The sequence below is a fragment of the Microcystis wesenbergii FACHB-1317 genome, from assembly GCF_014696875.1.
GTDB lineage: Bacteria > Cyanobacteriota > Cyanobacteriia > Cyanobacteriales > Microcystaceae > Microcystis > Microcystis wesenbergii_A.
In genome coordinates this window covers 1-25579 of sequence record NZ_JACJQV010000125.1, presented here as the reverse complement: position 1 = coordinate 25579, position 25579 = coordinate 1, and the positions used below count along the sequence as shown (strand labels likewise).

The following is a 25579-nucleotide window of genomic DNA, read 5'->3' as shown; positions in this document are numbered from 1 at the left end:
CAAGATAAATACTTTTCTAAAAAATCTAGGGGTGCATCTCACATTTGCAGAAATACCGACAATCAGCAATTATCAGTGACTCTTAGATGATTACATACATATCAGCAGCTGGCTGTAAGCATCCCACCGAAAAACTAATGCGCTCCGGGGTTTGGGTAGGGTTGATTCATGAATCAACCCTACCTTGAATCAACCCTACCTTGAATCAACCCTACCTTGAATCAACCCTACTTTGAATCAACCCTAGGGTATCGTCTCGGAGTCTCCCCAAATTGTTAATTTTTTTGGGGATTTAGCTACATCATCCGAAAAATGTCACACTAGAGGTAGGGGATCATCAGCGATCCAGGGTATTGCTGGCAGCCGGTGGGAAAAAAGATTAACTTCAACCCTGACGTTATCTGCTATCGAGGAGGCTAATTCTATGGATAATACGGAAACAATCTCAGTCGATCGAGATACCAACAAACTCTATAATAAAATTCTCGTGGCTGTGGATTATCAAGATCCCACTCCAGAGGTGTTGAATACGGCTATTCTCTTAGCGAAAACCTACGCTAGTGAGTTGCGGATTATTTATAGTCTGTCTCAACCTTTGACTCCCTACACGGAAACTTTTATTTATGGTAATCTGATCGGTTATGGTGGCGGTTATCCCCCCGATATGATCGCCTTGGAACAACAAATCACTGAAGAAATGCAAGCGGAATTACAAGCTTGGTTAAACGGTTTAGTTGATCGAGCTAAGGAAGATAATATCACGGCCAAGGCTGATTATTATATCGGTGATCCGGGGCAGAAAATTTGTCAAGTTGCTCAGCAAGAGGGGATAGATTTAATTATTGTTGGTCGTCACGGTCGATCGGGTTTATCTGAGTTAATCTTAGGTAGTGTCAGTAATTATGTGGTACATCATGCTCCCTGTTCAGTTTTGGTGGTACACATCACTCATTAATTAGAAAGGGTTGAAATCCATTTTTTGCTGTCCATTGAATTGCACCATCTCTCCCGGTCCAGTAAGTCTTAATCCTGGCCTTTCTCAGTTGATTTCTGGCATTACGGGAGAGATTGGTAGTGACAGCGATCGCTGTTTGCGGTCGAATGGACTCTAACCATTGTTTATCTAGATTGCTTCCCTGCCATAATAACACTAGCGGGCTGAATTTTTGGGATAAATTAACGGGAATTTTCGGGTTGATAATCCATAGCCAAGATTGATTTTTTACCTGAAATTTAAATAAATTTTTCTCGATCAATTGTCCAGTAATTTCGCCGAGATTAAATTTTTCTAACTGGGATAAAGTAATAGTTTTTTGAATCGGTATGTCCTCACTGATAGTTGAGAATTGTGCCGAATTATTGACGGTTATTGCTCCTTGTATTTGATTAATTCCCTCCTGTCGCAAAAAAGGCAAAACTGTATAACGTGCTGTTGCGGGTTCCTCCCCATTAATTAAGAGAGTATTTCCTCGATTTTGAATAATTATTACCGGTTGCGATTTGGTGGCTAAAACTGTCACCTGAGTTAAAGTTAAATGTTGATAAATAATCGGTATTAAAATTAAAGTGAGGATAAATAAACCGACTAAATGCCACCGTTGACGAAACCAGAGATTGCAGCAGATTAAGGTAAGGCAAATATAAATAATTAACATCACTCCTAAGGATAATTTACCTGTGGAGTAGGTACTAAAAGGAAGCAGACTAAAAAAGTTGGTAATTTGCAGTAATAACTTGAGAGGGTAATAGAGAATACTAGCACCGATACTGCCCAAAGGGGGATAAATTAAGCCTAAAAAAGCAGTAAAAACTCCTCCTAAACTAATTAGGGTAATTAGGGGAGTTGTGATAATATTAATGGGGATATTATAAAGAGCGATCGAGTTAAATGTAAACATCAATAAAGGCATAGTCCAGAGAGTGGCAGCTAGACTAATAGCTATAGGTTCAGCGATTAAATTAGGGAAATAGTCAATTTTATTTTTCAGTAAAGGAACGGTAATAATTAATCCCAAAGTCGCTAAAAAACTTAACTGAAATCCTAAATCCCAAATCCAGAGAGGTTGCCATAATAATAGAATTGTAGCCGCTAGTAACAGGGAACCTAAACTATTAACTTGTCGATTATAAAGCAGACCGATTAATGCCCCAATTCCCATCAAAATCGCCCGCATAACTGAAGGTTGTAACCCTGTTAAGGTGCCGTAAATTATTAAGATAGTAAGGGCAATAATAAACTGTTTTTTAGGGGATAAATTGCGAGTAATAGTTAAAACAAATCCCAACAAAATAGACACATGAAAGCCAGAAGCTGCTAAAATGTGAGCCAATCCAGTTTTAATAAATAAATCGGTGATTTTTGCTGGCAAATTAACCGCTTGTCGTCCGAGGGTAATCGAACTTAATAAAGTCCCTTTTTCTTGGCCTAGTCCTTGAATTTGTGCCTCAACAATGCGCTGACGAATCTGCCAAACTCCCCAAGTCGGTGACTTTTTATTGATAATTATTTCCCCTTTTAAACCAGCAAAAGCACCCTGACGCGCTAGATAATTAGCAAAGTCAAAAGCACTGGGATTATTGGCACGACGGGGACGATAAAGTAATCCTTTAACTGTTATTTCTTGTCCGGGATAAACCTGATTTTCTGCTAGATTTGGTAGAGTAACGTAGAGTTTACCTGTGGATTTTTCTGTCGGTAAATTCTTGAGGCTAAATTCTTTTACTTCTAACCAAAATTGTAAATTTTCTCGGCGATTGAGACGGATTTCTGATATAATACTGCCCGTGATTTTAATAGAGTTAACTACATTATTTTTTAAAAGATGACTGATATCGTTTGCGCTGGGGTAAGGAGTGCGAATTTCTAGATAAACAACGGCAAAGATAGCTATTAATCCCGCTATCAGCCAAATTTTTTTCGGGGGACTTTGCCACCAAAAACGACGGATAAAAGTTGTGGTTAACAGGGTAATTAGACTGATAATAACAATTCTAATTACCACTTCTTGCCATCGGTTTAACTGGGGACTAAAATCTAGCAGACCTGTAGATAATAATCCCAAAATATAGGCTAAACTAAGAATAACGCTATTAGGGCGATTCATAGAAATTTTTGTTAAAGAATTTCAGAATTAGAAAGCATTATTTTTATCTAAGTATCAGCGAAAATCGAGATTAAAAAGTAACTTAGCATAAACACTATGGGGATCGTTAAATGTAGGTAACTTCAATAATTCCTGCTGAAAATTTTGCCATTCCTGCGTCAAAGGGTGATTATTTTTAGTGAGAGGAGGAAGAGAGGTTTGCAAGAAATTAGAGAGGAGTTCTTCTTGCCAACTTTGCGATCGAGGATATTCTTTCAGACTCCAATCATCCCCTAATTTAGCTGTTTTGGCTGCGTATTGTACTGCCACTTCTAGACCACCAATTTGATCAACTAAACCAATTTTCACCGCATCTTTTCCCGTCCAGACACGACCTTGGGCCACAGTTCTAACCTTGTCTGGGGATAATTTTCGCCCCCTGGCCACCGTCTCGATAAATAAATCATAGAACCGATTAACTGCCGCTTGATAAATTTCTAATTCTTGGGGATTTTTCGGTCTGGTAATAGTAGATATATCGGCCAATTTTCCAGTTTTCACCGTGTCCCAATCGATGCCATTATTATTAGCAATCTTCTGGATATTTAACAATAATCCAAACACACCGATCGAACCAGTGATTGTATCATTATCAGCAAAAATTCTTTGACCCCCCATGGCGATCCAATAACCCCCAGAAGCTGCCACATCACCCATAGAAATAATTACCGGTTTTTTCGCATCTAAACGCTTAATTTCCCGCAGAATCACCTCGGAAGCGGTGGCACTTCCCCCCGGACTATTAATCCGCAAAACTACCGCTTTTACCTCCTCCTTCTCTTGTAATTTTCGTAGTTCTTTCGCCAATTTATCCCCACCGATTTCACCTCTATCTCCCTGACCTTCTACGATTGTCCCTTCTGCATAAACTATCGCTATTTGATTGCTACTATCTCCCCCCTCATCATCGAGAGAACTGGCATAATTAGCTAAAGAAATCTGCGAAAAAGAGCTAGAATCTTCCTCTTGAGTAGTTTTATTTTTTGCTTCTCCTGTCAACTCCTTTGCTAAAACAATTACTCGATCTAAATAGGCCACTTCATCGACAAAACCCGCCTTTTTCGCTGTGGTTGCTTCCAGAATACCTTGAGTATCAGAAATAGTTTGCACTTGTTGGGGGGTTAAATTGCGACTTTTGGCCACTGTGGCACTATAATTAGACCAAATTGTATCGAGTAGGGTTTGCAGCTGCTGACGATTCTGGACACTTAAATCCTGACGCGTATAGGGTTCCACTGCACCCTTAAAAGAACCCACTTTTACCACTTGTACCCCCACACCATACTTTTCTAGTGCATCGGCAAAAAAGGTTTGCTGACTACTTAAACCATTAATTTCCATTCTCCCCACGGGATTAATAATCACCTTTTCAGCAACGGAAGCGAGATAATATTCCTTTTCCGTCCATTCCACATCGTAGGCGATAATTTTTTTACCCGATTGGCGAAATTTTGCCAAAGCTTGCCGCACTTCCGTCAGGGTAGCATAGCCATATTCACCGACATTGTTGCGACCATAGAGTAACAGACCGACAATATTATCATCAAGGGCGGCTTTTTCGATCGCCGCTATCACCTGTCGCAAATTTAAAGTGGTCGTACTCTCACCGGTCAAACTATCAGCTAAACTGGAACTAGGGGGAGCATCGCTGATATTGGTGGCCAAGTTAAAGACTAAGACCGATTTTTCCTTAACTGAGGAGCTATCGCTAGAATTAAGGAGAGAAAGCAGTAAAAATGCTAATCCCCCTACACCTAAAGACGAAAACACCAATAATCCCAATAAAGTTCCCAAGCAACTAGCGAAGGTTTGTTTAAAAAACTGTCCCATCGGTTTTCATCTGCTACTAATTATCCTGTTTCCTATTGTAGGGATTCCCCGCCCAGAAACAAGTTTTTTATTTCCGAACGAATGTACTAAAAACCTTGGGGATAGTGATTGGAGTTGTTAGGTGTCATTTCAGTTATCAGTTACCAGTTATCAGTTATCAGTGACTATCACTGGTCGTCGGTAGCTTGAAATCAGCAAGATTTGAATTTTCATCCCCTTGAAAGGGGAGGCTTGTTACCTCTTGTTCTTAGTCAAGGGATCGGCTAAGATTGTGATAGACAATTTCCAGTCAAAGAGATGAATCAATTAAATTGAAGATAGATTCTGTCTTTGATCCCCCCTTCCCCCCTTGATAAGGGGGATGTCTGGCAATTTTTAACACCTACCTACTTAAAAGAGATGAATCAATTAAAACCCAAACTCGTCAATTATCCGGATTGGGATCGAAAAGAACAAATTAAACGAAATCGTTCGGCCTTGGCTATCTTAGAACAAAGACGACAAAAACGGTCACAAATAACCGATGAGCAAGACCAAGAAATTTCCCAGTGTTTGCTCAATTTTCAGACTGCGATTGATAATGCTCGTCCTTTGGGTTCAAAGCTTTATAGCCAAGGATGATTGTCTTTATCGATTCGGGGGTTTTGGGTTTACTAACTCATCCTAAAAAAGCGGGTAAACCAGCTGACTGCGAAGACTGGCTTTATTCACTTTTTTCTAAAGGCGTTTATGTAGTTAGTTCCGATATCTGTGATTATGAAGTCAGAAGAAGCCTATTATTAGAATCGGTCAAAAAAAATTCCTTTAATAGCCTAGATAATCTTAATGAATTACGCAATGTCATTGATTTTTTAAATTTAGATACCGATGTGATGTTAGCAGCGTCACAAATTTGGGTAGAAACTCGAAAGATTGGCAAACAAACGGCTGATAATTACAATATTGACGTAGATATTATTATTCTTGCTCATTGGCAGTTATTAAAAAAACAATATCCGAGTCGTTATCTAGTCATCGCTACCACTAATGTCAAACATTTTCAGGGATTCGCAGAAGCTTTAAATTGGCAGGATATTAACCTATAACAGCTTTGATCTCGATCATTTTTTCACTTTAACTACTTAATCTTATGCAGTTTATTGATCGCGCCGAAATAGAAGTAGAAGGGGGTAAGGGAGGTGATGGAATTGTCGCTTTCCGTCGGGAAAAATACGTCCCCGCTGGCGGTCCGGCCGGAGGTAATGGGGGAAAAGGTGGTTCGGTGATTTTTGTGGCGACTCAGAACCTGCAAACCCTGCTAGATTTCCAGTATAGTCGCTATTTTAAGGCCGATGACGGTAAACGGGGCGGTCCGAACAACTGCACCGGAGCCAACGGTAGCGATCGCATTATTAAAGTTCCCTGTGGTACAGTGGTTTACGATCTCGATAGCGAGGAAATTATCGGCGATTTGGTCACTCCCGAACAGACTTTAATCGTGGCTGCCGGGGGAAAAGGGGGATTAGGCAACCGGCACTTTTTAAGTAATAATAATCGCGCACCCGAATACGCTTTACCCGGTTTAGACGGGGAAAAACGCCATTTACGCCTAGAATTGAAGTTATTAGCGGAAGTGGGCATTATCGGGCTGCCCAATGCGGGAAAATCCACCCTAATCTCGGCCGTTTCCTCTGCTCGTCCCAAAATCGCCGATTATCCCTTTACGACTCTCATTCCTAACTTGGGAGTGGTACGCAAACCCACGGGAGATGGGACGGTATTCGCCGATATTCCTGGATTAATCGAGGGAGCGCACCTAGGAATCGGCTTAGGACACGAATTTTTGCGCCATATCGAACGCACACGCCTGTTAATTCATCTTGTCTCCTTGACAGCAGAAGACCCGATCGCCGATTATCAAATTATTCAAGGGGAATTAGCCGCCTATGGTCGAGGATTAGAAAAGCGATCGCAAATACTGGTTTTCAACAAAATTGATGCTGTGGACGAGGAAACGATAGATAACTATCAAAAGCAGTTTGCTAAAATAACCAATGCCGAGATTTTGACTATTTCCGCCGTGACGGGAGCCGGATTAACCACTCTACTCGCCAAAGTTTGGCAGCAATTAGAGCAACTGGAGAGGGTCGAGGTTGAAACCCCTTCCCTGTTTTCCTAAAATTGCTCGTTAGTTGCTGGGTTGCCGGGGTGCGGGTGGTCGGCGATTGCTCGGTCTTCTTTCCGTACCTTCAAAGTTACCGTTAGAACGACGGGTGCGGCGCTGTTCGCCTTCATTTTCGGCCGCATAGACTTCTAGATAAAGAGAGCGACCTGCACTCGCGGCCGCCATTTCTAGGGTAGTTCTAATCGCCTGTAAATTGCGCCCTCCCCGGCCGTAAACTTTGCCTTTATCGGCATCATCGAAGGCTACACGCACCCAAAGACGTTCATTTTCCTTACAGCGCTCGATATCCAATCTCAGACTGGCCGGATCTTCCAAAAACGGCTCGATAATAAATTTCACCAGTTCGAGATAATTGGGGGTACTAGGCATTGATTTTCTCGAAAATTTTCTGTTTGGTGAGAATGCTGCGTACGGTGTCCGTCGGTTGCGCTCCTTGTTGTAAGCGTCGGATAATCCCTTCTTCATCCAGACGCACTTCATCGGTGCGGGGATTGTAAAATCCTAATTCCTCTAGGGGACGACCATCGCGACGACTGGTGCTAACGGCCGCAACGATACGATAACTGGCTTCGCGTTTTTTACCAAAGCGTTTTAGACGTAATTTGATCATGGTTACTCAAAAATTCTTCTTTCCGATTCTAACTCATCCCGACGGTATTTCCACAAGTGGCGATCGAGGGAACGGTCGGCAGCCATTCGATATTATTGAAAATAACGCCGATATCTTAATGGTGAGGTACAAAGTTGAAGTGTGTTAGTTTTGGCTAACACACCCGAAATTAAGATTAAATTAAACCTCTTGCATAATTAATTTTTGAGGGTTCAAAAACGTCAAAAATAAGGATTAAATCGCATAAAATCTGTAAATAGATCATTTAACTGATTAATGCTCATTCTTAATTCTCCTGACTACTGACTACTGGCTACTGACTCCTAACCCTAACAACAATTTGTGATTTTTACAAGAGGTCTAGTTTTTACCCCTCTCTAACCGTAAACTTTCCCATAATACTCTTGATATTCTTTGGATAACAAAGGTTGCCACCAATCTCGATGATCGAGATACCATTGAATGGTTTTTCTTAATCCCCCCTCTACCGTTTCTTGAGGTTGCCAACCTAATTCAGTGCGAATTTTACTGGCATCAATAGCATACCGGCGATCATGTCCGGGGCGATCCTTGACAAAAGTAATTAAATTCTGAGCAGGTTTCACGGGTAAATCGGGAGCTAATTCATCCATTAAATCACATAACATCCTGACTAAATCGATATTTTTTACCTCATTATTTCCGCCAATATTATAGGTTTCTCCCGCTTTGCCTTTGTGAATAACTGTATCTAAAGCTTGACAATGATCCCGCACATATAACCAATCTCGAACATTTTGACCATCACCATAAACAGGTAAAGGTTTACCCAAAAGAATATTAATACACATCAAAGGAATTAACTTTTCTGGGAAATGGTAGGAACCATAATTATTAGAGCAATTAGTAATAATTGTCGGCATTCCGTAGGTATGAAAATAAGCTCTCGCTAGATGATCACTCCCCGCTTTTGAGGCAGAATAGGGACTATTAGGAGCATAGGGAGTAGTTTCGGTAAAAGCCGGATCATCTACTCCTAAACTGCCATAAACCTCATCGGTGGAAACGTGCAGAAAACGATAGTTATCGGGTTGATGATTACTTAACCAATGTTGCCGAAAACTTTCTAATAGAGTAAAAGTTCCCACCACATTAGTTTGCACAAAAGCCCCAGGGCCAAGAATCGATCGATCCACATGGGATTCGGCTGCAAAATGGGCAACTGTATCGATATTTTCACTGGCAAATAATTCATCAACTAAAGCTCGATCGCAGATATCCCCTTGCAGAAAACGGAAATTCTTTCTATCTTTCAGTGTCGCTAAATTATTCAAATTGCCCGCGTAGGTAAGAGCATCAAGAACAATGACACGATCCTCAGGATAATTCTCGCACCAATGATGAGCAAAATTCGAGCCGATAAATCCTGCTCCACCAGTAATTACTATGTTTCTAGCTTGATTTTCCGTCGCCATGGCCACCTCTAGCAAAAGTTCGCTACTTATTTTAGGCTTTTTTGCTTCACACTTCTTCATCAAAAGTGATCTGATCGGAGCGATAATCCGGCGGTTCAACGTGAATTAAAATTCTCACAGGGCTAAATTGTTGAGTTAATCTTGCTTCTACCGCTTCCGTGATTGCGTGAGCAGTTTCTACATCTTGAGCGGAGACAATTAGGTGCATTTCTATAAATACCTGTCTTCCCACCACTCCCCGAGATGCGATCGCATGACAATTAAGCACCCCCGGCACCTCCATCACAATTTGATGAATCACTTCAGGAGCGATCGCCATTTCATCCACTAACAAAGGTAAATTCTCCATCAGGACTTTCCAACCACTGCTAAACACCAAAAAAGCGACGGGAAAAGACAAAATCACATCTAACCATTGTAATTGGGGAATATTAGCCGTATTGCCCACCCAAACCCCGACTAAACCCAATAAAACCGTAATTGTCACCCACACATCACTCATGGTATGACGAGCATCGGCAATCAAAATCGGACTACCGACACGCTGCCCCACCGATCTTTCATAATAGGTGACAAAAATATTCACCCCTAAAACGATAATTAATAGCCATAATTCAGGACCTGCAATCTCGACGGGTTTTCCTCCTTTGATAATACGCATGATCCCCCCTTGCAAGATTTCAAAACAGGCAATCCCCAAAAATGCGGCGATCGCTAAAGCTCCGATCGCTTCGTATTTCAGATGTCCGTAGGGATGATCTCGATCAGGATAGGGAGAGGAAAACCGCATCGCTACTAATCCCAAGACATTATTGGCACTATCGGTGACACTATGGAGAGCATCCGCTTGCAGACTTAAAGCACCAATTCTCAAACCCACCCCCGCTTTGATCGCCATAACCAAAATGTTTAGCAGTAGGGTGATCCAGAGAACTTTTTGGACAGTAGCCCGATTATCTTTTAAAACAGCCACAGGATTATCAGTTATCAGTTATCAGTCATCAGTCATCAGTCATCAGTTATTTCCTATCTCGGAGTCTCGGAGTCTCCTATCTCCTAATATTTCAGTCATCAACAATTGATCAACTCCTGAAATAACAGACTACCATCGGTCAAATTGAGCAGCGGATCGGCGGCGCGTTCGGGATGAGGCATCATTCCTAGCACATTTCCTGCTTTATTGGTAATTCCTGCAATATTATTTAACGAACCGTTGGGATTCCCTGACTCATTTGCCTCTCCTGTGGGAGTACAGTAACGAAAGAGAATTTGTCCGTTATCCTCCAGAGATTTTAACGTATCTTCTGCGGCATAATAACGCCCTTCTCCGTGAGCAATCGGCAAATTAAGCACCTGTTGCGGTTGATAGCCTCGCGTCCAGACAGATTGATTATTTTCCACTTTTACCGGCACTCGATCGCAGATAAAATGTAAGTCGCGATTGCGAATTAACGCACCGGGTAGCAGTCCGATTTCCGTTAATACCTGAAAACCGTTACAGATGCCTAAAACTAATTTACCTTTTTCGGCTTCTTCTCGGACAGTTTTCATCGCTGGCGAAAATCTAGCGATCGCACCACAGCGCAAATAATCGCCGTAACTAAATCCCCCCGGCACCACAATCACATCCACATCCCCTAAATCCGTCTCTTGATGCCAAATATAGCGGGTAGGTTGCTGAAAAATCCCCTCCGTCACCGTTGCCACATCTCGATCGCAATTCGATCCGGGGAAAACAATAATCCCAAACTTCATAATTTTTAACTTGGTTAAGTTTTTTAGCAGAAGGTGACAGGTAAATTTCACTTATTTGCTCTACCTCCTGTCTCCCGTCTCCTGACTCCTGACTTCTGTTTCCTGACAATGCAAATCAAAGCGATAATTTTCAATTACAGGATTAGCCAATAGTTGATCGCACATTTGATCCAATTGAGCGCGGGCGCTGGTTTCGTCCGCTGCTGTCACAGTAAGCTCAATATACTTACCAATTCGCACCCCGGCCACAGTATCATAACCTAATTGTTTTAATCCCGATTCTACCGCCGTACCCGCCGGATCGAGAACCGAGGGGCGCAGGGTAACATATATACAGCACTGATAATTTTTTGGCATAGAATTAATTTTGATCGCTGACCTTTTTGATATGAAACCCCAACGCACCCGATCGCAAGAGCGCATTATCCACTTACTCAAAACCTTAAATCGGGCAGTATCCGCTCAGGAATTGTTTGTGGAACTCCGTCAGCGTGACCAAAACATGGGGTTAGCCACTGTTTACCGCGCCCTAGAATCCCTAAAATTACAGGGTGCAGTGCAGGTGAGAACCCTAGCCACAGGAGAATCCCTCTACAGTTCCGTTCAGCAGGATCAACACCATCTTACCTGTATTCATTGCGGTCGGTCTATCGTCTTTAATGAGTGTCCCGTTCATGAATTGGAAGAAAAACTCGAAAAATCCCACCAATTCAAGGTTTATTACCATACTCTCGAATTTTTTGGACTTTGCGATCGCTGTCAACCCGGTTAAGCAGGGTTTGCGGCATTTAAACTGCCTATCGGGTAAATTTAGTACAAATGCTCAGACTTTCAACTCCAGCGCCGTCCTACAGGGATTAAACTGTTGTTTGGCCCTGGACTGTTTTCAGGGGGATTAACTCCGGTTGACTGTAGTGATGATGGCTGTTGAGGGGGGATAACAAGGGGAAAAAGGGCTGATGTAAACTAATTAATTGGGCCAGGGTTTTCTTGAGATGGGTACGGGGAACGATCGCATCGACAAACCCGTGTTTTAACAAGTATTCCGATGTTTGGAAACCTTCTGGCAATTTCTCGCGCAAAGTCTGTTCAATTACCCGTTTACCAGCAAAACCGATAGTAGCCTTTGGTTCAGCAATAATAATATCTCCCAACATGGCAAAACTGGCCGTGACTCCTCCCGTGGTGGGATTAGTCAGGACAGGAATATAGAGTAATTTTGCCTCCCGATGCCGGTTAAGAGCGCCAGAAATCTTGGCCATCTGCATTAAACTTAACATTCCTTCCTGCATTCTCGCCCCGCCAGAAGCGCAGATAATCACCAGGGGTAAACTTTCATCGGTAGCTTGTTCCGTCAAACGACAGAGTTTTTCTCCCACCACCGATCCCATGCTACCCCCCATAAAACGGAAGTCCATCACCCCTAAAGCTAAGGGTAAACCATCGATCGTCCCCGTTCCCGTCCGGACAGCATCCGTCAGACCAGTTTTTTCTTGGGTTTCTCGGATGCGATCGCTATAACTTTTCCGATCGCAAAATTTGAGGGGATCCGTCGGTCGAATCTGTTCATCGAGGCAATTCCAAGTATTAGCATCGACTAACTGGCGAATTCTTTCGTCACTTTCCACCCGATTATGATGACCGCAATCGACACACACCAGTTGATTAGCTAATAAATCCTTCGTATAGGCCAAAACGCCGCAATTTGGGCATTTTGTCCACAAACCATCGGCTATTTCTCGTTCCTGTTGTTGTTGAACCTTGGGTTCTGTTTTTTGGCGATTTGCAAACCAATCAAATAGAGACATAGTTTAAAATAAAGACAATTTATCGACTTTCTTCTAGAGGACTTAATAACAAAAGTGCTGTCCAGCGATCTTGGGGACGCACTTGTAGGGCGGCCTGATGCCCCTGGCCGCAATAAATACCAGGGCCAATAGCGATAACGCGACTGGGGATGTCGTGAGCTTTGAGCATTTCCTGTAGCCAATCGGCTTCCCAACTACTGGGGGTTGTTCTAATGGTGATCCAAGACACGAAAGACTATTGTATCAAGATTTAATTACAAGATAACTTTTTTACAAGAAAGGGAAAAAAATCGTTTGATAGGCTGAGATGATCTTATCACTCCAAAAGACACTCATCAGAGCGCCGAGGGCAAGAAATGGCCCGAAGGGTATAGCTTGTTTTTTCCCCATTTTACCGAGAAAAATGCCCGTCATACCGATCACCGCCCCGATAGCGCAGGCCAAAAAAGCGGTGACTAATAATGCTTGCCATCCTAACCAAGCACCGATCATGGCCGCTAATTTCGCATCTCCTCCCCCCATGGCCTGTTGTCCGAGGGCAAAACTCCCCCCCCACCGGATCAGATCAAATAACCAGACTCCTAAAACCGCACTAGCGATCGCTGAAAAGAGATAGATAACAGTTTGATTATTTTGCCAACCTAAAAGAGTCTGAAAAACTATCCCTAAAACTAATCCCGATTGGGTGAGGGAGTTAGGAAGCGTCATCGTGTCAAAATCGATCAAAGCTAAAGCTAATAACCAACTGAGGAGAATCCAATAGCCGAGGGTCTGCCAAGAAAAGCTAAAATCTCCTAAAACCAGACAAAATAATAAACCGGTAAAAGTTTCGATCGCTGGATAACGGACAGAAATCGGGGTTTTACACCAGCGACAGCGACCCCCTAGCCATAACCAGCCGAAAACGGGTATATTCTCGCTTTTACCCAACCTATGGTGACATTTCGGACAGTGGGAAGGGGGATAAACTAGAGATATCCCCTGGGGTAATCTATAGATGACCACGTTTAAAAAACTGCCCACCGAGGCACCAAAAGCGAAGACAAAGGCAAAAGTAACTAGATGAAAGAGGGTTTCCATAGACTCAAGGCTGAAATCCGATCACTTTCCTAGAATACTCGGTTATAGCAGTTATCTTAATAGCGAGATCGGAAGTTTTCCTTTTGGGGAGTCAGTCCTCGATACCAAATTAAGTTATACTTCATCTATTACGGGTCGAAAAGGTCGTCGCCGACCTCCCCTCCCATTCAGAACCGTACATGAGACTTTCACCTTATATGGCTCCTACCTAGTTTAACTGTTCTATTGTTTACAGCTTATCTTAGCCACTCACTATATCTTCTTGTGGAGCTTAAAAACCTATCGTTGGACTTTCGCCCAATTGATACGTTTCCATACATTCGTGGTTTTAGTAAGTACCAGTTTCCCGCATCCTTTAGTTTATAAACATGAAGACCGCCATAATCGGCATTCATCTCTATTTGATGGTTTGTCAGTTCAATCAAAGTGCTTATCATGGGAAGTCTATTCAATTTTTACTTGCCTTATAAAGACGAAAGCGGAAACAATCTTTCCGCATTTGATCAGGCTCTCGCTATTATTGCTGAAGCACAAAAGCTGATCAGTATAGGGTCATCTGGTGTTGCTATCACCTACTCGGCTAACTATGCTCAAACTATAACAATTCACAAGACCTATGAATCCGGTCATTGGAATACTAATACATCAGGAGCCAATCAAGCAGCGGTCATGGAAGCGATGGAGTCTCTGATGGGAGGTAAATACTCCACATTACAAAGGCGTTTGCAAATTGCTCCCATTACTACGATGACTTACAGCGATTATGGCGGACGTACTCACCAACAAGTTGTTGAATCTGACTTGGAATACATCAAGTTTCTACTTGATCAGGGATGGGATGTTTTGGCATGGCAAAATCAAAGCTCAATCCCAGGTTATGCAATTGGCGGAGGTATTGCAACACTTCCTCGGGAAATTAATACACTTATCCAAACGACTCTAGGGAAGTATGCTATTGACTATGCAAGCGAGGCTATGAGTGAGTCTATTAAGTTTTACCATTTAAATAAGCCTTACGGGTTTTTCTCGAATTTCGCACCATACCCAATCCATCTAAAAGATAGAATATGGCCTACCTCAGAACATTACTTTCAGGCTCAGAAGTTTGTTAATACTCCTCATGAAGAAGAAATTCGACAAGCCAAAACAGCACGAGAGGCGGCCGAGATGGGACGGGATCGTCGCAGACCACTGCGACGAGATTGGGAAATCATCAAAGATGATGTCATGCGAGAGGCTCTATATGCCAAATTTACACAACATCCTGACTTAACTGAAAAGATACTTTCAACAGGTGATCTAAAGCTGATTGAGCATACAAACAATGATAGATACTGGGGTGATGGTGGAGATGGAACTGGATTGAATATGCTGGGTCAGCTATTGATGGAAACCCGTGAACGAATACGTTACGATTTTTCCAGCGGCCAGTAGATGGTTGACTGGCGAGCTAACCAACGCCTGCACGGGATAAAGATGCCACTATCTCCCCTCTTAAGCATCCAGTAATAATACTTCAGGCTCATCCCTAAAGGTGAATTTTCTTCGGGGCATTTTTTTTGATTAATTAGCGGGGATAACCCTACATAATGGGGGGTAAAACCCCACTATCAGCCCCAAGGGGAACCTGACAAAATTAAATTATCGCCGTCAACGAGGAAAAATTAATGAAACCGATTGTTGAATCTTTTTACAACTGGTACAGCAGCAAAATCACTCACCCTAAATATCGTTGGATTATCATTCTGGGAACTATGGTTTATCTTTTTAGTCCCCTCGATATTTCTCCTGACGTTTTCCCGATTATTGGTTGGATCGATGATGGGATTGTCCTCACCCTTTTAACCACGGAATTATCGCGATTAGTTCTTGATTATCGCACTCGCCGTCCGGGAGTAGTGAAGAATCAAACCGAAGTTTCTTCCACAACCAATGCCGTTGATACTGACGCGGTAGAAGTCCCCCTTCAATAGTCTTTTCTTCTCACTCCTACTTCCTTTTTTTCCTTAACTTCCCACCAGCAATTAATCATGATTACCTTTACCGAAATAACATGGGAGCATGAAAGCCATTGTCTTTTTAAGCAATGGATGAAATGCGACTCGACGGGTTAAAACCCGTCCTATCCTTTTCCTCTAATTTTAGACTATCAATCCAGTTTTCGATGAGTGCTGTTATGGTTTTGTCTTTCTGGGCAGCATATAATACTAAATCCGTTGAGTATAGGCTACATATCAGGACAGGCACTCAGGCAACAGGTGGTTAGATATGTGTAATTAATTAAACCTCTTGCATAATTAATTTTTGAGGGTTTAAAAACGACAAGAATAAGGATTAAATGGCATAAAATCTCTCAATAGACTATTTAATTAAATTATTATTCATTCTTAATTCTCCTGACTACTGACTACTGGCTACTGACTCCTAACCCTAACAACAATTTTTGATTTTTACAAGAGGTCTATTATGTCTAGCTACTTATTCAGGTCATTTCCTGAAATGCGTTGGACAAAAATTGACCAGACTTGGCGATCGATGTTTCCCTTCTAACCATTAAGAGTGTCGAAATAATAGTTAAATTTTGTGACAAAGTGCGGCCAGATATAAGAATCTTTGCTAGACTCCCAGAAGGTTTCTGTGATAAGTCTCCTTAAAGGAGGTTGTTTGCAGTAAGCTAATCTGGCCAATACGCTTTTGGGCGTGATATACGGAAAAGTTCTGGAGATTGCGCCTAAATGGGTTAATATGCCGAAAGTTTCCACCTATCGTTACTCTGAAGATTGTTATGCAGAAAGTTGACCTATAATATCTAGTTAGACCGATTGATTGTCTTAAGTATCTAAGCACAATTAATTACACATCTAAGCCACTACTCCGTCAGACTTCTGCTGTGATCAGTAAACAGTGAACTGAAAACTCAAATCCGATCCCTAATAGCTGTATCCCGTCTCGGAGTCTCGGAGTCTCGGAGTCTCGGAGTCTCGACTAGGAAATTAATTTTGCACGACTACTTAATATGATGACAGTTCTAGTTTCTTTTAGATAACCCAAAGTCCACTTTATGAAAGGCGATCATTTTATTCAAGACTTTGTTGAACGTAGCCAAGATCGTTTAGGAGCAATTGAGATAGACTTACTAAATCTAGAAGTTGATCCATCAGTAGTCATTCATCAACTGTTGCGAAATATAGTTTCTATTCGTACAGAAGCTGGGATGATTGGGGCGAAATACATTGAGGACATTACAGGGTACTTAGAGAAATACTTGAAGGTGATCCGTGATCATCCTCTTCAACCAGATACTGAATTGGTTACCCTTCTACTCAAATTATTTGACAGTTTGGAGTATTCCCTGAAAGAAATAGTCTATTCTTGGGATTTTAGAGAGCTCGAGAATCAGATGACGGTTCAGGTGAGACCAACTGTACAAACCCTGGAAGCGCATATTGCTATTCTAACTAATCCCACTGAATTATTCTCAGAAATTGAGCAAAGATTTCCTCTACAAAATGCAGCTTATACAGCAGCAGCAGATTATGGAAAACAAGTAGAAGTAGAAATTTTAGATGGACAAGTCCGAATCCCTCGATTCCTTCTAGAACGACTTCCTCGACTATTGCCACATCTTCTTAATAATGCGATTACTCATGGTATTGAGATGCCAGAAGTACGGCAATCACTGGGTAAGTCAATTGCTGGAAAAATTACTTTAACTGCCAGCCATGAAGAGAAGCAAGTTGTCATCTCTTTCTCAGATGATGGTGCTGGGATTGATGTGGAATGCGTTAAGTCTAAAGCGATTGCGAAAAAACTTATTACTGCTGCTTCTGCCGTCCATTTGTCTGATTTAGAAATCTATGAATTTCTGTTTCATCCTGATTTCAGCACTAAAGATATTCGGGATATGAGAGTTGGAACAGGTTATGGCTTAGATATTGTCCGATCTGAATTGAAGAAAATTGGAGGCAGTATTAGTGTTCGTTCAACTCCTGGAAAAGGAACAACATTTACAATCACTTGCCTTTCCCACAAAAGACACAGATAATTTCCTCTGTATTTTGATCAGCTACTAATTGGGATTTTCAAGTCTGATAACCTCTTTTACCTGAAGTGAATGTGGGCAGACAGTTAAGTGTTTTACTTAAAGATGATTATGATCGCTTGCGTTATATTCTCAGTCAAATTCATATTAGTCCTTAGATGATACGGCTCTCTTGGCGCTCTTAGAGTAGTGGAAATCCCTTACTCCCTCTCTTTGTGTCCTTTCTGTCTTTGTGGTTAAGAAAAAAATCAGCAACCCTTGGCCATTCACGGAAATGTAGGGAATGTTTCTAGATAACATTCTCTACCCGGTGAATATAGGTCAAGTTTCTGTTTTTTGTCCTCTGGGTTGACTAGACAAAAAATATCGATATAATGAATGTTTATGCGGTAACTCTCGCTGAATAAGGATAATGAGTATCAAGTTAAATATCGGGATATTATTTTTTTGGGTTTTCTTGTGGGGAGAGGCGGTTAAGGCACAGCTAGTTCCCACTAAGGGTTTATCTCCCTATGGTGAATATCGTCAAGAAATCCTTAATTTAGGTTGGAAGCCAAAACCAAGTGTTGTTCCAGATTATGTACCAGGTTGGCCTGAAATTATTTGTGGAAACAGATTATGTAGTGCTACCTTTATTTCTCCCAATGGGAAACAAATTTTAACTTTATCTGTTTGGTTTGATGTTAAGCCTGGACACATAGATTATTATGTGGCTCCAGCTTTTGATATTGTTGAAGTTGAGCAAACAATTCAATAGACCTCAACCTAATTTAACTTAGTGCGATCACCAATCTCCCGGGTTGGGTACTCGCAACGAAACCCAACATCATTTTTAGCCTTGATTGTAAATTCTAGATAGTTTAAGCGATCGCCCCTTAAGAAAATGGCAATACAAACAACCTTTGCAGAGATTCTAGAAGCAGCCGAGCAACTTTCCCTTGAAGATCAAGAAAATCTCATTCATATTTTACAGAATCGTCTTCGAGATCAAAAAAGAACAGAGTTGTTTAGAGATGTTCAAGAAGCTCAACAGGAATTTGCACAAGGTCAATGTCAACCCATGACACCTGAACAAATCATGGAGGAAATCCTTTCGTGAATTTTGTTTTATTACGCTCGAATATATTTATTAGAAATGCTCGAAAAATTGTGAAAAAACAGGCTTTTTTAGTTCAAAATATCCAAGAAACTTTAGCTTTATTATCCGTAGATCCATTTCAACCTCGATTAAGAACACACAAATTAAAAGGGGAGCTTAAAGACTCTTATGCTTGTAGTGTGGGCTATGATTTAAGAATTGTCTTTAAATTCGTTGAATATGAGCAGAAACAGGCAATTCTTCTAGAGTCAATTGGGACTCACGATGAAGTTTATTAGTGCGGATGATTATTGCGCTCAGTTTGCAGAAACCGAACCAGAATCAAGATAAAAAACCCTAAGATGCCTCATTAACAGATATTTCAGCTTTTTTGAGGGCAATTTGCCATTCTAAGTCGGCTATTTCTCGATCGAGTTCGGCAATTTCACTATTAACTTGCTTTAAATCGGCGATAATTTCTTGTTTACTGCGTTTTCTACCGTAGATAGCCAGTTCATCCTCTTGTAATTTCTCAAGGATAGAGTCTAGGGAAGCGGTTAAATCGGCCGAGGGACTATCCATAATACCTAGACGCATCAATACCTGTACCGCTTTGACAACGTCTTGCTGATAAGCTTCTCTAGAAGGGTAATCTTGGGGGTTTTTGAGATTTAAAGCGTCAATGATATTCATATTCCATCTTATGAAGGTTAAATGCGAAACTGTGATTATGTCACATTTACATACCTCAAGTTTCTAATAAATTCCCTAACAGGGATTGCAATATCTTTTATTCTAGAGTAGAAATGCTCGACCGAGAAAATATTGATAGAGTATTGATAGGAGACTGGGAAAAATTCAACTTTAAGAGGATTGTCACTGATGACAGCAGTTACCGAGAATGATCTGAAAAGGTTAGAAGATTTAATCGTTGGTGGACAGAAAGCGATCGAGTCCCGACTGACAGCGATCGAGTCCCGACTGACAAACCTAGAAAATGGACAGAAGGCGATCGAGAACAGTTTAGGAGAAATTAAAGGGGATATTAAGGCCTTAGATGCCAAAGTTACGGGACTAGAAAAGCGGGTTGACGATCTCAACGCACAAGTCAACATTACCACCATTGGATTCCTTAGCATTGTCGGCATTTTGGTGACAGGAATGCTGACTATTGCCAGCAAAACAGTCTTTTTCCCCTAGTCCCTAGAATAACTTATTCGATCTGCGCCACCCTGTCTAAGGGAGCATCGAGACTGGTAAGACGGCCTAAATAGGGTCTGCTGAAAAAGTTTTTCGGTGGGGGCAGGGTGTGGGGTTTTACCGGTTTTGAGGTGGCCAATTACCTAATTTTTAGGGAAAAAGTCCAGGGATTTTCCCCCTGATCACTCCCATACCTGGTACTTTTTGATTGACAAAAAGTCTAAAAGTCTTACCCAACAAGGTTTTTAGATTTATTCAGCAAGGCCTAAATAAGTCGATATATGGTTCTGCTCGCTGTCTATCCCGGGGAGAAATCCCTGTGGCGTTTCTCCAGTGCGAAATCTGGGCTAAAAATTGGCCCGGTCAGGAAATCTTGATTTTAAATTGCCCAAAAATTGCGCTAGGATCGGCTCAATAGCACAGGAAAGGCGATCGAGTGGGATAACCGATCCTGTGGCTTGAGAAGGTGACTGTATAATTGTTAGAGTGTCAATAGATCAATTCCAGAGGAATCATGAGCAATATCCAAGATAAAATTCAAGAAGAGCTAGAAAACGCCAGAACCGTCTGTAGTACGGAAGGTGCCACCTCTGGCGAATGCGCCGCCGCTTGGGATGCGGTGGAAGAATTACAAGCAGAAGCAGCTCACCAACGTCAAGACCACCCCCAAAAAACCTACTTCGAAAAGTATTGTGATGATAATCCCGATGCCGCCGAGTGTCGCGTTTATGACGATTAATGGAGTCGGGCAGCGGTTTTTTCTCTCCTCACAGTAGAATCCTAGCTTTAGGGCGATCTCTTTATAGCTGAGATCGCCCCTCGTTTTTTTGTTTGTTGGTCAAGCTGTGGCCGATTTTGGCTCCTGCGTCCGAAGACAGTAAAATGGTGACAGTGTAATTATGTCTGAATAGTTTATGAATCAACTTTGGTTTCGTCCTCTCGTTTGGATAGATTATCGTTTAGCCGTCCTATTTACGGTAATTATTCCGGCAATTTTGTTGATTTGGTCTTTATTTGCAAAAATCGAATCATTGCAGAAATTGTTGATTATCTATTGGCGAGTGGCTAGTCTTTTGTTAATTACCGTATATTTAATGATTGCTTCCTGGCCGATTGGTTTTGTCACCAGTTTTTTAGCTAAGATTTTAATCCCGATTTCCCTCTGGTTTTGGGTGGATATTAACGATGAAATTAAAGATTTACCTGCTAGTCCGATTAAATTTGTCACCACTGCTTGGCGTTGGGCAGTAACTATCTATTCTCCTCTGGGCGCAATTTCTACCTTACCTTTTCTCTCCTGTGCTATGTCAGGGGAATTACTAAATTCTCCCTATTGTCAGGTTTGGCAGGAAGCACCCTGGCAGTTTCGCGAGATTTTTCATTCAGAAGCTACCGCTAATGTTTTAGGCTTTTTTGGTTTGGTTGGTCTCTCTTTTTATACTCTCTATTTTGCCCATTTTCTTCTTATTCGCCTTGGCAAACAGGGACGTTCAGCTTTACAACAGTAAGTCTTTAGCTATCGATAATTAGCCATTTTTCTATGAATATTGGTAAACAACTCGAACAATACACCCTCAAAAATACCCAAGAGGTTTTATTAGTGACTATTGCTGTGGATGGGGAGGAGGAAGAAATCTCTATTTTCAAGGGTTTTTCTAGTTCCCTTACCCGCAGCACCCCCTACGATCCCGATATTCCGCTCATTCCTGAAATGGCGACAATTATTAGGATAGCTCGTCTTGCTAGTCCCTATCATCCCCTTAATCCTCGCTATATCCAAGAAAATCTTAGCTTAGAGGAAATGCAATTTTTACTGATTAATTGAACGGGTAATTTTGCTTGGATAATATCAGCACCCATCTCGATGGATTTAACAGCTTTTATTTACCTTCCACAAACCTTGTCTAGATAGACAAGAGGTAAATTTTGCGGCGTTTTATGGTAAGATTACCAGGGAATGATAATCTCTGCCAGTATTCAAGCTGTCAAAGTGGATTTCATCCTCGGTATCGATCGAGAACAATCAAAAAACTGGAGAATAATCTGGAGAATCTATGCAACTTAAACAATCTAACCAAAAACTGTTACAAATTGAGTATTTAGCCACCGCTGCTACGGGACAAAATATAGTTAGAGATGATGGCAAAGATGTGATTGAAGGATTAACTAAAACCCCCAAAAGTTTACCATCTAAATATTTTTATGATCAGCAAGGTTCCCAACTTTTTGAAGAAATCTGTCAATTGCCAGAATACTATCCCACTAGGACAGAAGCGGCTATTCTTCAAGAATATGCCCCAGAAATTGTCGCCTATACAGGAGCCTGCGAATTGATCGAATTAGGTAGTGGTAGTTCCACTAAAACTCGTCTGTTATTGGACGCTTATTATCAACAGCAAAAATCCTCTAAATATGTACCTATCGATGTTAGTGAAACTATTCTCCAAGCTAGTGCCATAGAATTACAAAAAGAATATCCTAATTTACCCATTAAGGGGTTAATTGGAACCTATGAACAGGCCTTAGCCTATTGTCAAAACCCTTCCTATAATACCAGAATGATTTTTTTCTTGGGAAGTTCGATCGGTAATTTTTCTGCGACTGAATGTGATAAATTTTTAGAAAAAATTGCTACTGTCCTAAAACCTGGAGATTATTTTTTATTAGGGATTGATCTACAAAAACCGTCGGCAATTTTAGAAGCAGCTTATAATGATGCTCAAGGGGTAACAGCCGCTTTTAATTTAAATATGCTTTCCCATTTAAATTGGCGTTTTCAAGCTGATTTTAACCTTGATTTATTTAGTCATCAAGCTATCTATAATCAAGATAAATCTCAAATTGAAATGTATTTAATTTGCCAAAAAACTCACCCTGTGCATCTTAAAAAACTCGATTTAACAGTTAATTTTCAAGCATCGGAAAGTATTTTAACAGAAATCTCCCGTAAATTCAACCTAGAAACTATGCAAAAAGACCTAGAATCAAAGGGATTAAAACCGCTTAAGGTTTTCACCGATCCTGAAAATTTATTCGGTTTAATTCTCTGTCAATTATCACCGTAAATAATGAGAAAATTATTAGCAGTAATAGAGGCATAAAAACATGGAAAAGATTCAAGCACAGGCTCCTATCTCTCTAAATAACTGTAGTCGAGAAAATATACTAGACTATTTTGAAAATGCCTGGCAATTAGAAGATATGCTGTTAAAAAGCATCATCAAAGAAGAAACTTTTTATTGTAACCCTGACGATTTAAGAAATCCCCTCATTTTTTATTTAGGTCATGCTGCCGCTTTTTATCTGAATAAATTGCAGCTGGTTAACCTATTAAAAAAAAGCCCTAATCCTGACTATGAATTATTGTTTGGAGTGGGAGTAGATCCAGCAACTCCTGAAGAATTAAACTCTGCTATCGCCCAGATTCAGTGGCCTGGGGTGGCTAAAGTTTGGGAATATCGACAACAAGTCTCTGAAATTGTGGTCGAAATCATTAAAAATATCCCCCTTAATCTTCCTATTCATCCTCAGCATTCTCTCTGGTCATTAATGATGGGAATTGAGCATCAACGTATTCACTTTGAAACATCTTCAATGTTACTCAGACAACTGCCCTTAGATTGTCTGCAACGTCCTCCAGGTTGGCATTATGCCCCTGCTTTTTGTCAAGCTTATCCTAATCAAATGGTGGAGGTTTCTGGGGGAATAGTAGAAATTGGTAAACCCCAAGATTCTCCTATTTATGGTTGGGATAATGAGTATGGTTATCGTCAAGTTAAAGTTAAAAATTTTCTGGTGAGTAAATATATGATTACCAACGGAGAATTTAAAGAATTTGTCCATAATGGTGGTTACGAAAATCCCAGTTATTGGGATGAAGAAGCTTGGCAATGGAAAAATCATTATCGAGTCAAATATCCTAAATTTTGGCTGGTAGATGAGCGCGGAAATTATCAATATCGAGCCATGTTTGATGTTTTCGATTTACCTCTTGATTGGCCGGTAGAAGTGAACTATTATGAAGCGATCGCTTACTGTCGTTTTCAAGGTCAAGGAATACGTTTAATGACGGAAGCTGAGTGGAATTTAGCCACCTATGGCAGTCAAAAAAATCGATGTTATACCCTAGAAAACGATAACTTTGATGACTATAACCTCAATTTAAAATTCTGTTCTCCCACTCCCGTAGGAATGTTAAAAAATGCGGGCAATAACTCAGGAATTTATGATTTACGCGGTAACGTCTGGGAATGGCTAGAAGATGATTTTAATCCCTTAACTGACTTTCAACCCCATTACCTCTATGCTGACAATTCCACTCCTTTCTTTAATAGTCAACATAAAATGATGTTAGGAGGAGCTTGGGTGACTAACGGCACAGAAATCCTACCCTACTATCGCAATTGGTTTCGCCGGAATTTTTATCAACACGCTGGTTTTAGAATCGCGCAAAGTCTTTAGGTGGGGTTTGCTGAAAAAGTTTGTTGGTGGGGTGTGGGCTTCGACGGTGAGATCAGCGTTCGACAAAAGCTCACGCCGAGGTCCGAACGGGTGTGGGTTGTGGGGGGAGCATCTCACCTTTGCCTTAAGCATTTATACTTAGGGTCTGCTGAAAAAGTTTGTTGGTGGGGGCAGGGTGTGGGGTGTGGGGTGTGGGGTGTAGGGTTTTACCGATTTTGAGGTAGTCAGTTACCTAATTTTCAGGGAAAAAGTACCTGAATTTTACCCCCGATCCCTCCAAAGGTCGGCACTTTTTGAGGAAAAAAAAGTCTAAAAGCCTTATCCAACAAGGTTTTTAGATTTATTCAGCCAGCCCTACTTAATGAGGTAAATAAAAAAGTTAAAAAAGGCAACCATTTAGATAGGCACAGCGATGACAAAGGACTTGCGGTACATTACCAGATTCCCAACTTGCACCAGTAATTTTAAGACGATGAGCAATTTGTTTAATTTTTGATTCAAGGTCGCCAGAGCCAATGGAAATGCCCGCTGCCTGCAAATAATCATAATTGACAATTCGATGTTTATGCTTGTTTAAATAAATAATAAAATTCTCAGCTTGCGGCTCTGACCATCCCTCAAAACAGGAGATAGCAGCATCCACCTTACCCATCCAAAGAAAAGACTTGACCTCCTCAATTCGCTGGAATGACTCCCCAACTTTATAGAGGTTTTCGATTAAATGATACCAAGACAAAATTTCAATTCTTTCCTGTTTCTCTCCTATCTGACTAAATAGATTCCAGATACCATCATGTCCATCTCCTCAACAAATTCAAGGTTTAGCCAGAACTTGAGCATCAACCAAATCTAATCAAGCTGAGTTATCTTGAAAAAAAGCCGCTACCCCCAGTTGATGAAAACTCACTGCTTTATAATCACGCCAAATTAAGGCTTTTCCCTTGGCAGTTCTTA

The 25579-nt window shown here is 41.1% G+C and carries 30 protein-coding genes and 2 pseudogenes; 18 read left to right on the top strand and 14 right to left on the bottom strand.

From position 1 onward, the window contains the following. The first annotated feature begins 424 nt into the window (after nt 1-424). Entirely contained in the window at nt 425-955 is a 531-nt protein-coding gene (locus tag H6F92_RS10030) for a universal stress protein (protein ID WP_190357719.1), read from the top strand. Here H6F92_RS10030 and H6F92_RS10025 read toward each other — a convergent pair. Both H6F92_RS10025 and sppA read right to left on the bottom strand, forming a co-directional pair. Next, on the bottom strand, nt 945-3104 hold the full coding sequence (locus tag H6F92_RS10025; RefSeq protein ID WP_190357718.1) for a ComEC/Rec2 family competence protein: 2160 nt from the start codon (nt 3102-3104) through the stop codon (nt 945-947). The two genes, H6F92_RS10030 and H6F92_RS10025, sit on opposite strands and share 11 nt — an antisense overlap. A gap of 54 nt (nt 3105-3158) precedes the next feature. Then, the gene (gene sppA / locus H6F92_RS10020) at nt 3159-4973 is read right to left on the bottom strand and encodes a signal peptide peptidase SppA (RefSeq protein WP_190357717.1); all 1815 of its coding nucleotides are present in this window, start codon (nt 4971-4973) and stop codon (nt 3159-3161) included. Between the two features lie 399 nt (nt 4974-5372). Here sppA and H6F92_RS10015 point away from each other — a divergent pair, with 399 nt between their 5' ends. From H6F92_RS10015 to obgE, 3 genes are read left to right on the top strand one after another with little or no spacing between them, the layout of a single operon-like run. Further along, nucleotides 5373-5594, top strand: coding sequence for a hypothetical protein (locus tag H6F92_RS10015; RefSeq protein WP_150978015.1), 222 nt, complete (start codon nt 5373-5375; stop codon nt 5592-5594). After that, entirely contained in the window at nt 5591-6058 is a 468-nt protein-coding gene (locus H6F92_RS10010; RefSeq protein ID WP_190357715.1) for a type II toxin-antitoxin system VapC family toxin, read from the top strand. Before H6F92_RS10015 ends, H6F92_RS10010 begins: the two co-directional genes overlap by 4 nt. Nucleotides 6059-6102: 44 nt before the next feature. Beyond that, nucleotides 6103-7131, top strand: coding sequence for a GTPase ObgE (obgE, locus tag H6F92_RS10005; protein ID WP_190357714.1), 1029 nt, complete (start codon nt 6103-6105; stop codon nt 7129-7131). A gap of 9 nt (nt 7132-7140) precedes the next feature. Here obgE and H6F92_RS10000 read toward each other — a convergent pair whose 3' ends face one another. Both H6F92_RS10000 and rpsP read right to left on the bottom strand, forming a co-directional pair. Next, a complete protein-coding gene (locus tag H6F92_RS10000; protein ID WP_190357713.1) occupies nt 7141-7506 on the bottom strand; it encodes a KH domain-containing protein in 366 nt (121 codons plus the stop codon). Further along, nucleotides 7499-7747, bottom strand: coding sequence for a 30S ribosomal protein S16 (gene rpsP / locus H6F92_RS09995; RefSeq protein ID WP_002736858.1), 249 nt, complete (start codon nt 7745-7747; stop codon nt 7499-7501). Before rpsP ends, H6F92_RS10000 begins: the two co-directional genes overlap by 8 nt. On the opposite strand from rpsP, the gene H6F92_RS09990 reads away from it, so the two are divergent. Beyond that, nucleotides 7746-7895, top strand: coding sequence for a hypothetical protein (locus H6F92_RS09990; RefSeq protein ID WP_190357712.1), 150 nt, complete (start codon nt 7746-7748; stop codon nt 7893-7895). The genes rpsP and H6F92_RS09990 overlap by 2 nt on opposite strands. Nucleotides 7896-8124: 229 nt before the next feature. On the opposite strand, the gene rfbB is transcribed toward H6F92_RS09990, so the two are convergent. The 4 genes from rfbB to purS all read right to left on the bottom strand — a co-directional run bounded on the left by rfbB (nt 8125) and on the right by purS (nt 11313). Continuing rightward, nucleotides 8125-9201, bottom strand: a complete 1077-nt coding sequence (gene rfbB, locus H6F92_RS09985; RefSeq protein ID WP_190357791.1) for a dTDP-glucose 4,6-dehydratase — start codon at nt 9199-9201, stop codon at nt 8125-8127. A 46-nt stretch (nt 9202-9247) separates the two neighbouring features. Continuing rightward, nucleotides 9248-10174 carry a CDF family zinc efflux transporter Cdf31 gene (gene cdf31 / locus H6F92_RS09980; protein ID WP_190357711.1) on the bottom strand — a complete coding sequence of 309 codons (927 nt, stop codon included), beginning with the start codon at nt 10172-10174 and terminating at the stop codon, nt 9248-9250. A 98-nt stretch (nt 10175-10272) separates the two neighbouring features. Continuing rightward, nucleotides 10273-10956, bottom strand: a complete 684-nt coding sequence (gene purQ / locus H6F92_RS09975; protein ID WP_190357710.1) for a phosphoribosylformylglycinamidine synthase subunit PurQ — start codon at nt 10954-10956, stop codon at nt 10273-10275. Nucleotides 10957-11016: 60 nt separating this feature from the next. Further along, the gene (gene purS, locus H6F92_RS09970; RefSeq protein ID WP_190357709.1) at nt 11017-11313 is read right to left on the bottom strand and encodes a phosphoribosylformylglycinamidine synthase subunit PurS; all 297 of its coding nucleotides are present in this window, start codon (nt 11311-11313) and stop codon (nt 11017-11019) included. Nucleotides 11314-11344: 31 nt separating this feature from the next. On the opposite strand from purS, the gene H6F92_RS09965 reads away from it, so the two are divergent. Further along, a complete protein-coding gene (locus H6F92_RS09965; protein ID WP_190357708.1) occupies nt 11345-11728 on the top strand; it encodes a Fur family transcriptional regulator in 384 nt (127 codons plus the stop codon). Nucleotides 11729-11813: 85 nt separating this feature from the next. Here the strand turns inward: H6F92_RS09965 and accD are convergent, their stop codons facing one another. Genes accD through H6F92_RS09950 form a run of 3 tightly spaced genes read right to left on the bottom strand, consistent with a single transcriptional unit; the run spans nt 11814 to nt 13844 of the window. After that, on the bottom strand, nt 11814-12764 hold the full coding sequence (gene accD, locus H6F92_RS09960) for an acetyl-CoA carboxylase, carboxyltransferase subunit beta (RefSeq protein WP_190357707.1): 951 nt from the start codon (nt 12762-12764) through the stop codon (nt 11814-11816). A gap of 19 nt (nt 12765-12783) precedes the next feature. Continuing rightward, nucleotides 12784-12993 (bottom strand): hypothetical protein, encoded by a 210-nt coding sequence (locus H6F92_RS09955; protein ID WP_002746583.1) that lies wholly within the window; start codon nt 12991-12993, stop codon nt 12784-12786. 41 nt (nt 12994-13034) lie between these two features. After that, nucleotides 13035-13844 carry a prepilin peptidase gene (locus H6F92_RS09950; RefSeq protein ID WP_190357706.1) on the bottom strand — a complete coding sequence of 270 codons (810 nt, stop codon included), beginning with the start codon at nt 13842-13844 and terminating at the stop codon, nt 13035-13037. Between the two features lie 435 nt (nt 13845-14279). Between H6F92_RS09950 and H6F92_RS25905 the strand changes: the two genes are divergently transcribed. From H6F92_RS25905 to H6F92_RS09935, 3 genes are all read left to right on the top strand, one after another. Further along, the gene (locus H6F92_RS25905) at nt 14280-15278 is read left to right on the top strand and encodes an NADAR family protein (protein ID WP_242030081.1); all 999 of its coding nucleotides are present in this window, start codon (nt 14280-14282) and stop codon (nt 15276-15278) included. Between the two features lie 233 nt (nt 15279-15511). After that, nucleotides 15512-15817: a YkvA family protein gene (locus H6F92_RS09940; protein ID WP_190357705.1), complete on the top strand. Its 306-nt coding sequence runs from the start codon at nt 15512-15514 to the stop codon at nt 15815-15817. Nucleotides 15818-16905: 1088 nt separating this feature from the next. Next, complete coding sequence (locus H6F92_RS09935; protein ID WP_190357704.1) at nt 16906-17889, top strand: ATP-binding protein; 984 nt, start codon at nt 16906-16908, stop codon at nt 17887-17889. On the opposite strand, the pseudogene H6F92_RS09930 reads toward H6F92_RS09935, so the two are convergent. Next, nucleotides 17861-17959, bottom strand: a pseudogene (locus tag H6F92_RS09930) (IS5/IS1182 family transposase); the annotation flags it as partial. The gene H6F92_RS09935 and the pseudogene H6F92_RS09930 overlap by 29 nt on opposite strands. Nucleotides 17960-18298: 339 nt before the next feature. Here H6F92_RS09930 and H6F92_RS09925 point away from each other — a divergent pair. From H6F92_RS09925 to H6F92_RS09915, 3 genes are all read left to right on the top strand, one after another. After that, complete coding sequence (locus H6F92_RS09925; RefSeq protein WP_002743929.1) at nt 18299-18643, top strand: hypothetical protein; 345 nt, start codon at nt 18299-18301, stop codon at nt 18641-18643. Between the two features lie 126 nt (nt 18644-18769). Continuing rightward, nucleotides 18770-18985: a hypothetical protein gene (locus tag H6F92_RS09920; protein ID WP_002766962.1), complete on the top strand. Its 216-nt coding sequence runs from the start codon at nt 18770-18772 to the stop codon at nt 18983-18985. Then, nucleotides 18982-19263 (top strand): type II toxin-antitoxin system RelE/ParE family toxin, encoded by a 282-nt coding sequence (locus H6F92_RS09915; RefSeq protein WP_002782273.1) that lies wholly within the window; start codon nt 18982-18984, stop codon nt 19261-19263. The genes H6F92_RS09920 and H6F92_RS09915 overlap by 4 nt, the downstream gene beginning before the upstream one ends. Nucleotides 19264-19321: 58 nt before the next feature. Here the strand turns inward: H6F92_RS09915 and H6F92_RS09910 are convergent, their stop codons facing one another. Next, entirely contained in the window at nt 19322-19657 is a 336-nt protein-coding gene (locus tag H6F92_RS09910; protein ID WP_052276313.1) for a hypothetical protein, read from the bottom strand. Between the two features lie 189 nt (nt 19658-19846). Here H6F92_RS09910 and H6F92_RS09905 point away from each other — a divergent pair, with 189 nt between their 5' ends. From H6F92_RS09905 to ovoA, 6 genes are all read left to right on the top strand, one after another. Beyond that, complete coding sequence (locus H6F92_RS09905; protein ID WP_190357703.1) at nt 19847-20164, top strand: DUF4164 domain-containing protein; 318 nt, start codon at nt 19847-19849, stop codon at nt 20162-20164. A 514-nt stretch (nt 20165-20678) separates the two neighbouring features. Further along, entirely contained in the window at nt 20679-20903 is a 225-nt protein-coding gene (locus tag H6F92_RS09900; protein WP_002792997.1) for a Calvin cycle protein CP12, read from the top strand. Between the two features lie 175 nt (nt 20904-21078). Next, nucleotides 21079-21672 (top strand): DUF3177 family protein, encoded by a 594-nt coding sequence (locus H6F92_RS09895; protein WP_002740183.1) that lies wholly within the window; start codon nt 21079-21081, stop codon nt 21670-21672. Between the two features lie 32 nt (nt 21673-21704). Beyond that, nucleotides 21705-21989 (top strand): DUF7734 family protein, encoded by a 285-nt coding sequence (locus tag H6F92_RS09890; RefSeq protein ID WP_190357702.1) that lies wholly within the window; start codon nt 21705-21707, stop codon nt 21987-21989. Nucleotides 21990-22218: 229 nt separating this feature from the next. Next, nucleotides 22219-23229 carry an L-histidine N(alpha)-methyltransferase gene (gene egtD, locus H6F92_RS09885; protein WP_190357701.1) on the top strand — a complete coding sequence of 337 codons (1011 nt, stop codon included), beginning with the start codon at nt 22219-22221 and terminating at the stop codon, nt 23227-23229. A gap of 40 nt (nt 23230-23269) precedes the next feature. Continuing rightward, a complete protein-coding gene (gene ovoA, locus H6F92_RS09880; RefSeq protein WP_190357700.1) occupies nt 23270-24625 on the top strand; it encodes a 5-histidylcysteine sulfoxide synthase in 1356 nt (451 codons plus the stop codon). 379 nt (nt 24626-25004) lie between these two features. Here the strand turns inward: ovoA and H6F92_RS09875 are convergent. After that, nucleotides 25005-25579: pseudogene (locus H6F92_RS09875) on the bottom strand (ISKra4 family transposase); the annotation flags it as partial.

Coding starts and splice junctions, on each gene's coding strand:
- H6F92_RS10030 (WP_190357719.1), top strand. CDS start 425: ATGGATAATACGGAAACAATCTCAGTCGATCGAGATACCAACAAACTC.
- H6F92_RS10025 (WP_190357718.1), bottom strand. CDS start 3,104: ATGAATCGCCCTAATAGCGTTATTCTTAGTTTAGCCTATATTTTGGGA.
- sppA (WP_190357717.1), bottom strand. CDS start 4,973: ATGGGACAGTTTTTTAAACAAACCTTCGCTAGTTGCTTGGGAACTTTA.
- H6F92_RS10015 (WP_150978015.1), top strand. CDS start 5,373: ATGAATCAATTAAAACCCAAACTCGTCAATTATCCGGATTGGGATCGA.
- H6F92_RS10010 (WP_190357715.1), top strand. CDS start 5,591: ATGATTGTCTTTATCGATTCGGGGGTTTTGGGTTTACTAACTCATCCT.
- obgE (WP_190357714.1), top strand. CDS start 6,103: ATGCAGTTTATTGATCGCGCCGAAATAGAAGTAGAAGGGGGTAAGGGA.
- H6F92_RS10000 (WP_190357713.1), bottom strand. CDS start 7,506: ATGCCTAGTACCCCCAATTATCTCGAACTGGTGAAATTTATTATCGAG.
- H6F92_RS09990 (WP_190357712.1), top strand. CDS start 7,746: ATGGTTACTCAAAAATTCTTCTTTCCGATTCTAACTCATCCCGACGGT.
- rpsP (WP_002736858.1), bottom strand. CDS start 7,747: ATGATCAAATTACGTCTAAAACGCTTTGGTAAAAAACGCGAAGCCAGT.
- rfbB (WP_190357791.1), bottom strand. CDS start 9,201: ATGGCGACGGAAAATCAAGCTAGAAACATAGTAATTACTGGTGGAGCA.
- purQ (WP_190357710.1), bottom strand. CDS start 10,956: ATGAAGTTTGGGATTATTGTTTTCCCCGGATCGAATTGCGATCGAGAT.
- purS (WP_190357709.1), bottom strand. CDS start 11,313: ATGCCAAAAAATTATCAGTGCTGTATATATGTTACCCTGCGCCCCTCG.
- H6F92_RS09965 (WP_190357708.1), top strand. CDS start 11,345: ATGAAACCCCAACGCACCCGATCGCAAGAGCGCATTATCCACTTACTC.
- accD (WP_190357707.1), bottom strand. CDS start 12,764: ATGTCTCTATTTGATTGGTTTGCAAATCGCCAAAAAACAGAACCCAAG.
- H6F92_RS09950 (WP_190357706.1), bottom strand. CDS start 13,844: ATGGAAACCCTCTTTCATCTAGTTACTTTTGCCTTTGTCTTCGCTTTT.
- H6F92_RS25905 (WP_242030081.1), top strand. CDS start 14,280: ATGGGAAGTCTATTCAATTTTTACTTGCCTTATAAAGACGAAAGCGGA.
- H6F92_RS09940 (WP_190357705.1), top strand. CDS start 15,512: ATGAAACCGATTGTTGAATCTTTTTACAACTGGTACAGCAGCAAAATC.
- H6F92_RS09935 (WP_190357704.1), top strand. CDS start 16,906: ATGAAAGGCGATCATTTTATTCAAGACTTTGTTGAACGTAGCCAAGAT.
- H6F92_RS09925 (WP_002743929.1), top strand. CDS start 18,299: ATGAGTATCAAGTTAAATATCGGGATATTATTTTTTTGGGTTTTCTTG.
- H6F92_RS09920 (WP_002766962.1), top strand. CDS start 18,770: ATGGCAATACAAACAACCTTTGCAGAGATTCTAGAAGCAGCCGAGCAA.
- H6F92_RS09910 (WP_052276313.1), bottom strand. CDS start 19,657: ATGAATATCATTGACGCTTTAAATCTCAAAAACCCCCAAGATTACCCT.
- H6F92_RS09905 (WP_190357703.1), top strand. CDS start 19,847: ATGACAGCAGTTACCGAGAATGATCTGAAAAGGTTAGAAGATTTAATC.
- H6F92_RS09900 (WP_002792997.1), top strand. CDS start 20,679: ATGAGCAATATCCAAGATAAAATTCAAGAAGAGCTAGAAAACGCCAGA.
- H6F92_RS09895 (WP_002740183.1), top strand. CDS start 21,079: ATGAATCAACTTTGGTTTCGTCCTCTCGTTTGGATAGATTATCGTTTA.
- H6F92_RS09890 (WP_190357702.1), top strand. CDS start 21,705: ATGAATATTGGTAAACAACTCGAACAATACACCCTCAAAAATACCCAA.
- egtD (WP_190357701.1), top strand. CDS start 22,219: ATGCAACTTAAACAATCTAACCAAAAACTGTTACAAATTGAGTATTTA.
- ovoA (WP_190357700.1), top strand. CDS start 23,270: ATGGAAAAGATTCAAGCACAGGCTCCTATCTCTCTAAATAACTGTAGT.